This window comes from Faecalicatena contorta (assembly GCF_003149105.1).
Lineage (GTDB): Bacteria > Bacillota > Clostridia > Lachnospirales > Lachnospiraceae > Muricomes > Muricomes contortus_C.
This window is the reverse complement of sequence record NZ_QGDS01000014.1, coordinates 89,399-100,878: the sequence shown is the minus strand read 5'-3', so window position 1 is coordinate 100,878 and position 11,480 is coordinate 89,399. Positions and strand designations below refer to the sequence as shown.

Annotated in this window: 7 protein-coding genes; 4 read left to right on the top strand and 3 right to left on the bottom strand. The window is 35.3% G+C overall.

The window, feature by feature from the left end:
• On the top strand, nucleotides 1-262 hold a 262-nt coding region (locus A8805_RS17830; protein WP_181392898.1), incomplete at its 5' end, for a transposase.
• Between the two features lie 348 nt (nucleotides 263-610).
• Here the strand turns inward: A8805_RS17830 and A8805_RS17825 are convergent.
• Together A8805_RS17825 and A8805_RS17820 are read right to left on the bottom strand one after the other, a co-directional pair.
• Nucleotides 611-1,372 carry an ABC transporter ATP-binding protein gene (locus A8805_RS17825; protein WP_109713672.1) on the bottom strand — a complete coding sequence of 254 codons (762 nt, stop codon included), beginning with the start codon at nucleotides 1,370-1,372 and terminating at the stop codon, nucleotides 611-613.
• Complete coding sequence (locus A8805_RS17820; protein ID WP_109713670.1) at nucleotides 1,360-3,969, bottom strand: FtsX-like permease family protein; 2,610 nt, start codon at nucleotides 3,967-3,969, stop codon at nucleotides 1,360-1,362. The genes A8805_RS17825 and A8805_RS17820 overlap by 13 nt, the downstream gene beginning before the upstream one ends.
• A gap of 1,973 nt (nucleotides 3,970-5,942) precedes the next feature.
• Here A8805_RS17820 and ccpM point away from each other — a divergent pair.
• Genes ccpM through A8805_RS17805 form a run of 3 tightly spaced genes read left to right on the top strand, consistent with a single transcriptional unit; the run spans nucleotide 5,943 to nucleotide 8,670 of the window.
• A complete protein-coding gene (ccpM, locus tag A8805_RS17815) occupies nucleotides 5,943-7,355 on the top strand; it encodes a Cys-rich peptide radical SAM maturase CcpM (protein WP_181392897.1) in 1,413 nt (470 codons plus the stop codon).
• Nucleotides 7,356-8,408: a hypothetical protein gene (locus tag A8805_RS17810; protein WP_109713666.1), complete on the top strand. Its 1,053-nt coding sequence runs from the start codon at nucleotides 7,356-7,358 to the stop codon at nucleotides 8,406-8,408. It begins immediately after the preceding gene.
• A 34-nt stretch (nucleotides 8,409-8,442) separates the two neighbouring features.
• The gene (locus A8805_RS17805; RefSeq protein WP_207657725.1) at nucleotides 8,443-8,670 is read left to right on the top strand and encodes a hypothetical protein; all 228 of its coding nucleotides are present in this window, start codon (nucleotides 8,443-8,445) and stop codon (nucleotides 8,668-8,670) included.
• Between the two features lie 365 nt (nucleotides 8,671-9,035).
• On the opposite strand, the gene A8805_RS17800 is transcribed toward A8805_RS17805, so the two are convergent.
• Nucleotides 9,036-10,241: an IS110 family transposase gene (locus A8805_RS17800; protein ID WP_181392900.1), complete on the bottom strand. Its 1,206-nt coding sequence runs from the start codon at nucleotides 10,239-10,241 to the stop codon at nucleotides 9,036-9,038.
• Nucleotides 10,242-11,480: the final 1,239 nt, after the last annotated feature.

Below are 11,480 nucleotides of genomic sequence, written 5' to 3'. Positions count from 1 at the left end.
GGAAACCTTGACTTATATGGAGTTTCCAACGCAGCATTGGACCCGGATTCGTACCAACAATACAATCGAACGGCTCAACCGTGAAATCAAACGTCGTACGAAAGCTATCGGGGCATTTCCTGATGGTCAGAGCGCACTCATGCTTGTATGTGCCAGACTGCGTCATGTAGCTGGAACTCAATGGGGAATTCGCCGCTATATGAATATGGATCATTTTATCAATCCTGGTAATGATCTGCTGTCTGATGACATAGCTGGTTAACTAACGATTGCCAAACGGTAGAAAATTAAATTTGCGAAAGACTATTGACACTCTCTAAGACATCTATGCAATCACAAGCTGGGAATGAAACTGGAATTCTCTTAAATTTATATGTCTAATTCAATTCCAGTCATTTGAAGTCATTCAGATACAAATTATTCATACTCTCGGATAAAAGAATGTTAATTTTTGTCCCGGATAAATAAGATTTGGATTATCCAGTTTATTAATGCAGTGCCCCTGTGAGCTCAATACTTTAAAACGTTCTCCGATAAGAGTATAATCATGCACTACTCTTTTAGTCTAAAACGTCTTTTGTTTTATCTGTTGTAGATAGTTTGCCATTCATTACAAATACTGCATTTTGTCAAGAATCAGATGATTGAATCTCTCATCAGAACCTTTCTTCTCCAATGTTTCCATGATTACGCCATCCTTCAGTAAAATAATTTTTTTACAATACCCTGCCATCTTTGGATCGTGCGTAACCATGACAATTGTTTTACCGTATTCCTTATTAATTCGTACTAATTCATCAATTACAATCTGTCCTGACTTGGAGTCCAGATTTCCGGTAGGTTCATCAGCCAAAATGAGTTCTGGATTATTGACTAGAGCCCTGCAGATTGCTACTCTCTGCTTCTCTCCGCCGGAAAGTTCATAGGGATCCTTTGCTGTCAAATGGTCTATCTTAAACTGAACGGTAAGCCGTGAAGACCTCTCAGACATTGTTTTAGACTTTTCCTTGCTCAGAATCATAGGTAATATGATATTTTCTTTCACAGACAAACTATCCATCAGATAGAAATCCTGAAATACAAAACCAATCTGTTTTCTTCTGATATCTGCCAGTTCATCGGAATGAAGCCCATTTGTATCCTTTTCCATAAACATAAGCGTTCCTGATGTAGGGCGATCTATCAGGCCAAGTACTTTTAACAACGTTGTTTTCCCGCAGCCGGATTTTCCCATAATACCAACAAAATCCCCTCTTTCAACAGAAAAATTAAGTTTTTTTAATACTTTTATTTCATTTTCTTCCCCTTTTTTAAGAACATTTTTGTAATTTCTAACCAAATCTTTTACTTCTAGTATTTTCATTTTTCCCATTCTGCCTGCCTCCATATCACTCTCTTCACCCAAAAATACCATGCTATCCAAGTACAACAGTATACCAGATAAATCACACATCCTATTCGCACATAACTAACAATCTCTGCCATTTCGTACAGCCTTGCCCGTATCGTTAATGCCGTAAAAATGATGCCGCTTGAAAGTCCAATCACCATCGGAAGAACCGCAAACAGCTTCATCTGCCACGTCAAAGCTTTCTTTCTCTCTTTTTCCCTCATTCCCAACCTCTCAAGGAATATATTTTGCCATCTTATTTCTTTTGCTTCACTTTCGAACTTCACGAAATATTGAAAAAATCCCATTACTGACAGAAGAATTACAATAAACAAATAAACAAGCTTTTTAAAAAATATCTCAACGCTAGTATCTACCACCATCTGCTTCTTCGCATAAAATGGATGGATGGAATCATCCCAGGCTTTCTCAAACTGATATTTTGCATCCAAATAACCCAAATCTGATAGCATACCACTATATTCCTGTTGTGGTACATTGATACAAATCATCCTGGTTGCTCCTTCCGTCATATTTTCAGTATGGTCAGCAGTATAATATCTCCAATCTTGAAAAGAACCCTTTTCTCTGACGGGCATCTGCTTTTCATTGTATGCTGAAATCTTTCGGAATTCTTTCTTGAAATATTCATCTGAGAATACAACTAGATTTTCCTGCATTCCCTGTTGAAATGCTCCTGTAAGTATAGCTCTTTCCTCACTTTTTATTGTCCACACAGGAAAAACATTATCAATATCCGCAGGATTATAATATGTCAGCGGCTGCCCGATACGGAGTCTTTTTTCTACCCTTGATGTATCCCAGTCTATCGTATGCGCTTTTACCGACAAATCCTGCTGATAAACAACATGCATCTCATTTCCTGACAAATCGAGCTGCTTGGGTTCCTCCTCTAAAGCTCTTTTTAAAGAATTATAAGTAGAAACTGATATTGCACTATGCTGCCCCTGAGGATATTGAACCGGGCGACTCCCACTCCATTGAGCCAGCCGGTCAGAGCCGTACACAGATGTAATGCGGACCATTGGGTAATCCTCTGCTACACCCTTATGCTTCCGGACGATATCCATCACGTTCTCAGCATCATCTTCAAACACCATGCATACAAAATCATATGGATATAATGCTTTTGTATCCTGCTTCACAGCCGCACCTGCAAACTGTACAGCAAAAACAGAAAGCACAAAAAGATGAATGATAGAAATATAAAATAAATTCCATGTACTTTTCCAATATCTATAATATAGAGGTCGGGCTGCGATGATTTTCTTATGATACCTGTCTTTATTCTTTTCCATTCTTGTAATATAAAATCTAATACCACCCAAAAGAAGCAAAAGGATTCCCAGCGCGCTTAGACTATGGATATACATGCTTTCCGCCCAACTCCTGGCGTAATACCATCGGACTGCTAAAGCCAGGAGAACAGTACCAATCGCAAAGATGAGGGAAGCTTGTCTTTTACTATACCTATCTTTTTCCACTTCTACATTCATGTCCATAGAACAGGCTAGGTTCAGAACGCTTGTTTGGTTAAACCCCAGTGATAATAAGGCTATAATTGCATAACCGAGCATCCCCATCCCAAAAGTTTTCCAGCTTATCGCGGATGCAAGTGAGATAGCAGAACCTCCATATGCCAAGCCGCTCTGCAGCACTTCCCTCATTAAATGTGAGATAACACATCCAATTATAACACCTATTATCCCTGACAAAAGAACGTTAACCGCAAATGTAATACCAAATACCAAATAAACAGTCCGACTCCGCATCCCCAAGATAACCATCAGCCGTATAGCCTTTTTCTGATCCTTGATATAATAGGAAATAACCAGTGTCAGCATCAGAATTCCAACACCCACCATCAAAACTCCTGTTTGTTTAAATATATCTATAAGACCGTTCATCGCAAGAAAATCTTCTGTACTATGCACCTGTGTAATCAGATAATATATGGCAAGCAGGATATAAACACATGCCGCAGCAAGAATACAGACTATCGAAAGAATTCCCTGCCCTTTAAAACCATACGTAAAATTCTTCTGTACTACCCGAAAGAACTCCTCTGGATACTTCCCAGGAAAATATCTGATACGCTTACGATTAGCCTTTTCTGCCCGGTCCTCTTCTTTCTGCTTTTCATAGGCAGCATTGATTGCGTCCCGTTCCTCCAGCCATCTTGTCCCCATATAATCAACACATACAATTCCTAGATTTACACAGATGTAAATCTGTACAAATCCGGGAAAAACTATATATCCGAAGCAGACAACCAATCCAACCGCAGGTAAAAGGTCAAAATACTTTGGATTCTTATGTCCCAACAACCAAAAAGAACGGAAGAGGAAAAGTCCACACATTATTACAAAGGGAATCAGCGAATATAAATGAATTTTAGTGCTGAAATCCAAATCACCAGGACCACTGATTAAAAAAATAATATCCCATAGAGAATAAAACTGGCTTTCTCCTAACTGCATCTTTTGAAACAGCAGTGATAAAAATATTAGAAAACCACATACAATCCTGAATCGTTCAACCTTTCGCTGTACTTGCATATTACTCCCCTTCCTCAATATTCCTTTGAAATACGTTAGCCTAAATACTATTATTTATAGTTTATCCCTATTTTTCTTATTCCGCAATTCATTTTTTAAGAGAAAGAATGTATTCTTGAATAAATGTTTACCAGACGATTGTATTTCCTCATCTTTAGGATTTTGTGCCATATTTATTTGGTCGCAAAAACATTTCTAGCTTATCTTAGAATAGAAATGGCTCATTTGCTAACTTCTTAGTGCAATACATCCATCTCCCTAAGCTGTCAAGAAACTCTATTATTGAGCATAGAAATAGCCCTTTTCTTCTAATGACGTCCTTTGTTTCGTTGAAAACTGAATAGAACATACATTTTGAAAGAAGAAGAGCATATTATTTGCCATTAACTTCATCATTTTATAAAAACCCCTGGTGGTTATTAGCTCTTTCTATGTTGTATCCCAGACAAAAAAAACAAACTCCCCTATCGCCTTTTAGTGAGAAAATGGGAAACCGCTGTACTCTTTATTGTTCCAAACGGATGCTCTGACGAACACATTCTCTGAGATGTTTTTCTCTGAATTCGACTTTAAAATAAGTTCTACAATATTTATTTTTCATAATGCCCATTTCAATATACTTTCTATTTCGTGTTTTTTCTTTTGTCAGTACTTGTTTCAGCCCTTACAGTGTATGCAGATACTTTTATTCGCATACTGAATATTTTCTTAATATATTTTTCACAGAACTTCTTCTACAGGACAGTGCATCAGATTTCTCCCCTGTAATCTGACAAAATATCTCTCTTTTCCTCTTTCCCAAATTTCATCTGGCGTTCCATATACGAATTAAGGGAAATCTAATCCCTACCACTTTATTTCCCAAATTAAAGGTATTTAATTGTTCGGTTTTCTAAATAAGGCTTTTTCACCTCCTTATAAATCAGATGATAAAAAGGAAGAAAACTTTTGCGGATTCCATAATTTTTCAACTGCCTGTATACATAACAATTCGTTATATTTCGCAAATTCATAGTCTCTATCTTTGAATATCTAAACTGCCTTGAACTATATTGCACTTCTCGTACTAACCTATAAAAACAATTTTATTATTCCTAATATTTTTCAAAAACTGTTGCAATAAGTATGGTTTTTATACTTATTGCAACAGCTTCATTTTGTAATCAGTAAGTTGTGAATACATTCTTCAGCAATAAAATTATTTTAAGATCTTCAAAATACTATAAAGGTGGAGTATTTTTACATTTTAGAATTATCAATCCGTATAAAGATTGTTGTGTGAAAATATTCCCCAGACCTTGTCAATGAAAAAATAGGGACAAAAAGCAAAAGATGGATTCACTTTTTTTCGAAGATTAAATTAATAGCATAAGCTAAGAAAATATGATTGTACTCATGTAGATACTGTAGAAAAAAAGAAACAGAATCCCAGCTCTTAAAAGTATTGGAGTTCAAGTTCGGAATGTTTTGAACCCGGAAAAAACAGGACATCGCAGGACCTTTAAAATCTTAAACTCCAGATGCAGATTTAGAAAACTTTTATTTCCATACGAATATATTCAATCTGTGGAACATGGATATTGTAGGATATCTCTAAAAGTTTCCAGGATAGAAATGCACAAAATCAAGAGTAAATGCTATTGTCCGCTTAATCTAAATATAATATTTTCTGAAAATTATCAAATCATGTCGAAAAATGTCGAATAATTCTTCATCTATTACTAAAAAAAAGTGATATAATTATGATAATATTTAAATCTATCTATAGTATTTACGAAGATTAGTAACAACAAAGTCTTGATAGGCGGAATGACCGACAGAGTTAACAGATAACATAAAAATCGTCTCCAATCGAAAAATGTACTTTTGATTAAGGACGGGAAGCACCGCATTTGTCAATGAAGTTGCCAAGAGTCTTGATTTTACTAAACTGAAGATTTAGCGAGATTACTATAATGAATGGGGGAAAATACATGCAAGAACCATTTATTCACTTGTTTTCATGTTCAACAGGTAAGTATTTGTATGATGTAAACAGTGATACTATATTGAAAATCAGTGATGAATCCAATGAGATATTGAAAAATAATGGAACATTTAATAGTCAACTAGAACAATTGAAAAAAATGGGCTTTTTAAAGAAAAATAAAGTTCAGATTTCCGAACATCCAGCAGGAGTACTTCTGCCAGAATTTTATAAAAATGGTTTGCGTGGTTTAACTTTGCAAGTAACACAGAACTGTAATTTGCGATGCTCATATTGTGTATATTCGGGGCAATATGACACAAGAGTACATAGTAATAAAAAAATGAATTTTGAGTTGGCAAAAAAGGGAATAGACTATTTATTGGCTCATTCCCAGGAGACACAAGAACTCAGAATTGGGTTTTATGGTGGTGAGCCATTATTGGAGTTCCCACTTATAGAGCAGTGTGTAAATTATATGAATCAACATGCAAATGGAAAAAAGATTCATTATTATGTAACTACAAATGCAACATTATTAAATGAAAATATAACTCAATTTTTAGTTAAACATAATTTTTCACTTACTATTAGCTTTGATGGTCCAAAAGAGATACATGATAGTCAAAGAAAGTTTGTTAATAGTAATGATGGCAGTTTCGACATAGTAATTAAAAGATTGAATTATTTAAGAAAAAACTATCATGATTATCTCGTTAAGCAAGCAAGTGTGAATATTGTTTTAAATCCTTCGAATGCGTATAAGTTTATAAGTGATTTTTTTATGCAGGAAGAAGTATTTCAAGAAATACATGTAGTTGCAACATTAATAAGTGACACTGGGAAAAAGGAGAAATATGAAATTAGTAGTTTGTTTAAGGAAGAATATTATTATGAATATTTTAAGTTGTTAATGTCGGCTTTGGGTCGTTTAAATCCTAGGTTTGTTTCACCTATTATGAAGACAGAATTTAACACACTATGCCAGGTTAGAGGTGGAAAGCAACAAAATGGAACTAATATTCTACCCCCAAAATGGCATCATGGTGGACCATGTATCCCTGGAGAACGAACTATTTTTCTTAATGCAGATGGTGTATTTTATCCTTGTGAAAGAGTATGTGAAAATCCAGAGGTCGCGTCTATTGGAGATGTAGAAAGAGGAATTGATATTGATCGTGCAATTAGTATGTTAAATGTCGAGAGACAGACAAGTGATATGTGTCATAATTGTTGGGCATATCAGTATTGTGATTTTTGTATACGTATGGCCGGTCAGGAGAAAAATAGTTTGAAAGATAATGTGATAAGTACGTGTAATTATATGAGAAAAAATACGGAAAATCTTTTTAAGGACTATTGTGTTTTAAAGGAGTTGGGATATGATTTTGAAACAAATTATAACAAAGGAGTTATGTAAATGAAAAAACTTGTTGTTTATCCTTACACAGAATCTTACAGTTGGGTTTTTGAAAACTATAGTGGAATAAATTTTGATTCTATTATTGGTGTTTTTCCGTTTGCTGAAGAAGATTATGTTAAACAAATGGGAAAAAATTATATTACAAGTGAAAAAAAATTCCATGAAGAGTTAAATAATTGTGATTGCCTATGGATTGTAAATGGAATAGAAAAGTTAGAATTTGAGTCAAAAATACTTGAGAAGGTAAAAAAGGCAATTGCTATGAACAAGGAAGTTGCTTATTTACGAACAGTTACTTCTGAAGAAAAAAAAATGTTAAAAGAATTTATAGATAAAAAAGATATATTTTCTTTATGTATGCCGGAAGAGAACGTAGTAGAGCTATATGATATAGATGTTCCAATTCTTTATGTAGTTGGTCTTTCATACAAAATAAATAGTTTTGGAGAGCTTATTCAATTAAAAAATAGCTTTCAGGAAGTAGGATATAATGTGGGGGTAATATGCGATACAAAAGAAGCTGAATATTGTAGTGATTGTTATTATCTCTCTTCCCCATATGTGAATCAAATTGAAATAATAATGGATATAAATCATTTTGTCAAAAAATTAGAAAATAAATATTGCTATGATTTATTAATTGTAGGATTAATTAAAGGCGTTGGTATTTTTGGAAGAAAAATTATAGAAAATTGGGGAACTCAAGTTTATTCATGGGCCAAAGCTGTACCACCCGATTGCATAATTTTAAATACATTTTATGGTGATTATACGATTGATATTCTAAAAAAGATAGGACAAAGTGTAGAAACATCAATTGGCTCCAAAATAGATTTTTATAATATTTCAGATCAAATAATTGATGTTGGTGAATCAGAAAAAAAACATTATGTTTGCACTTGGTCCATTGACCAGAAAACACTGCAAGAAAAAATGAGTAGTTTAAAAGACAAATCTATATATTCTACTGTTTTGAAAAGTGATATAAAAAGACTAAGAGATGACATTGTTAAAAAACTAAGTGAATATGGGGAAGCAGTTAGGATGTGAAAAAATGTGCACAATAAATGAATTTAATAAAATTATGGTAAAAAGAAGTGGTATAGATTTTAGTCAAAATACACAGTTGTGGAATACTCCGCTATTGGGGAATGAATTAAATATCCCTGTAAGAGAGTTAATATTAATTTATTTTGATATTGAAAGTGTTTTTAAGTTTAAAGTTCCTGAAGATGAAATTATAGAGGGATGTTTTAAAACTTATGATTCGATTTTGAAAATGATTAAAAAATATGTTACTTTAGAATATTAGAATAATGGTATAAGCATAGAACTTAGATATATTGAATTGATACCAAATTTTTTTTAATTCGCTAAACGAAACGATATAATTGTGCCTGTATACAGGTAATAAAATTTGCATCAAGGGTGAATCCTATAGGCACTGAAAAAAGTCAACACCAGTGGCACAAGGTAACAAAATTTACAGAAAAGAGGTGATTAAAAAGGGATGGAAAGTCTTGAGAAATAAGGCTTATAAATTCCGATAATTTATTATAGCCTGCAAATAAAAAGTCAATAGGGAATTGAAATTTTTTGAAATTTTATTTTGATGTATTTTGGGGCACAAGAAATAGACCACCGTTATCCGATGGTCTGGAAGGATATGGACATTCCTTATTCTGGGAGAGACATGAGGTATTCTTTTACTCTTCCGTAATAAATACGTAGGAACTTATTAGCACCTGCGGTCATGTAGACATAGTAAGGCTTTCCCTGGGCACGTTTTTTATCAATAAACGCATATACAGGGTCATCCTGAGGCTTTGTTTTGATGAGACAGTCCATAACCTGAAATAGGGTCTTCCTAAGGGCTGCGGAGCCACGCTTGGAGGTTGGAACGCTTTTCTGTTCATAGGTTCCAGATTCATTTACACCTGGATCGACACCGGCAAATGCGGTCATAGCCCCTTTATGGGTAAATTGGGTAACATCCCCAATTTCAGCTATAAGTTGAGGGCCAAGAGATGGACCAACCCCTTTCATTTCCATAACGACAGGATATTCAGGCAGTTTGGCTGCTGTTTCATTCATCAGGGTACGGAGTTCCTCCACGGTCTTACAAGCAGTATTTAATTGTTCTACTGCCTGTTTAAATATCAGCTTGGTTAAATCATCTTTTGGAAGTACCGGAACAAGTTCCTTTGCTGCTCCATAGATTTCTTCAGCCTTGTCTTTGCTGAAGTTGTACTTCTTGCGTTTACACCATTTCTGATAATGGTCGACAAATGCGTTTAATGACAGTTTACGAACACAGTCCACATGCCAGTATGTAGTGGCGAAATCAACCCATTTCTGGCTGCCATCATCACGGGCAGGGCTGTCAAAGTAAGTATTAACACCAGGATAAGTCTGATCAAGGATACCGATGAAGTTGTTCTTCATAGCAGTTTTGTGTTTCATATAAAACCCAAACTGACGGTTCATAGTCTTTAACTGATTGCGTATTTCATCCATAAGACTATATTGTTTCAATTCAGTCCAACTGTCAAGAGTGTAACGGGCAATTTTTACAGCATCAGCTTTATCCGATTTTACTTTTCGGAGGGAGTTATCTCCGAAATCTTTAATGAGCTTAGGATTCACGGCAGTAACAAAAAGGCCTGCTAGAGAAAGCTCACGGGCCAGAGGTTCGTAATAACGGCCAGTGTGCTCCATAACTATGCGGGATTCACCTTCGATAGACTTGATCTGGTCAATCAAAAATTGGATGTTACCGGAAGTGTGCCTGATTTCAAATGGTGATGAAACAATCTCACCATAAGGGCGTAGGATAGCAACCATGCTCTTGCCCTTGGATACATCAATACCTATTGCGTTCATGTTCATAAATTTGTCACTCCTTAAGATTATTGCAATGGATCAGTACCAGTTTTACTCATTGCCTATTCTATCTACTGTGGTGTGACACGAACGTACCTGGGGCAGTTCAACCTGCATAAAACGAACGCTGCGAATGAGGAGCTGGTTATCAGTCTAAAATACGGACGCGAAGTCCAAGAAAGGGAGACGATATACCTATTGCTACCTACATTCTAACAGCTTAAGCAACAAGATGGATAATTCCTTACTGGTTGTAAGGGATATTAACCATAAATATATTGTAGTAGGAAGGAGGTGAAATTATATGAAGAAAAATTTAGGTAAACGAGTACATAATTCATTACCTATTACGGAAGTCCTTCGTTGGTGTTCGTGTATAACAGCATGTGAGCGCGAGAGCCGGGATATGAGAAGATTTATAAATTTATTAACAAAACCGTAGTCGGAAATTAACCGGGGGACATACGTATCTCCCGGTTAATTTTAACTATGTGCTAAGTATGGCACTAATCTAGCTGGTGCAAGTTCAGTCGCGGGTATTTATCAGCAAGTGTAGCGAACTACGAGTTGGTATCAGTTATGGTATTGATGAGGGCAGTGGTGTAGCAAAATTCTTGGGCATACGAGCAGAAACTTGATAAGGCGATTAAGTGGGTAAGGTTACAATCGAAGTCAGTAACTTAAGACAATATAGTCTATTTTTTAAAAAATAAATTTGCCTGAATAAGTATTATTATATAAAAGGGTAGATTTTTGTTTTCTACTAATTATGATAACAATAACCGATTGGGAGTTTGTACCGCTGTTGACGGGCAAAGGTTCTGCCAGATTTTGATTACCTTAATATTTTGAACGATCAGACTCTTCACATCAAGTATCTTTATTCCCGGAATAAAAGGCATTTACATGGATTTAGTTAAAATTCCCTGTTGATATCCTTTTGGGCTCAAACAATGTATATGGGTTAAAAGATCAAGTGCAGTGTCATCATAGGCAATAAGCTGGTGCTCCCCATTGGAAAGATTTTAGCTTTATGTTAAATGCAATGAGGAGGTTTCCAAGGGTCTACGCCCTAAGTTTATCTCTCTATTTGTAAAAAGCAGCTTTTATAATATCCTTGGTCGTGTGCTCTAAGTAACCATAAATTTCTTCCCTAGTGAATATCCCTTCCATGGTCAGGAACATCAGCAGGAAGTCTTTGAAGCGGAGCTTCCTGTTACGGGTAAAATTCCTGCCAGA